The organism is Anaerobacillus sp. ABR4_321 (assembly GCF_056158505.1).
The window spans coordinates 3,673-4,035 of sequence record NZ_JBSWTK010000003.1 but is presented as its reverse complement, the minus strand read 5'-3'; the positions used below and the strand labels follow the sequence as shown (position 1 = coordinate 4,035).

Below are 363 nucleotides of genomic sequence, written 5' to 3'. Positions count from 1 at the left end.
TAATGTTACTGCATATACTGGTTCAGTTCCGTATTGCTAAGGTTAACACCCACACTTACTTCAGGACGTACAGCACCTACCAGAGTTTGAAATCTCAGCGATATTGTCTTCAAGGTCGTTCACAAGTTGTGCGATTTCTCCTGTATGACGGCGAATTCCTTGGGCATCGTACATGACGATTACACCAAATATTGCAGCCAGTGCTGTTTCCGTATGACGTGAGCCTTTGTTTGCTGCGATATACGTCGCAAGAGCGGATACCCCTGCTGAATGGGAGCTCGGCATCCCGCCTGTTGTTGCTACCTGCTTGAAATCCCAATTCCCTGTTAACCGCTTGTACGTTAAAATCTTCAATGTTATGTT

1 pseudogene is annotated in these 363 nt (G+C 45.7%); it reads right to left on the bottom strand.

The features are described 5' to 3' along the window. Positions 1 to 87: 87 nt before the first annotated feature. A pseudogene (locus tag ACXADT_RS21445) lies at positions 88 to 360 on the bottom strand (divergent PAP2 family protein); the annotation flags it as partial. Positions 361 to 363: the final 3 nt, after the last annotated feature.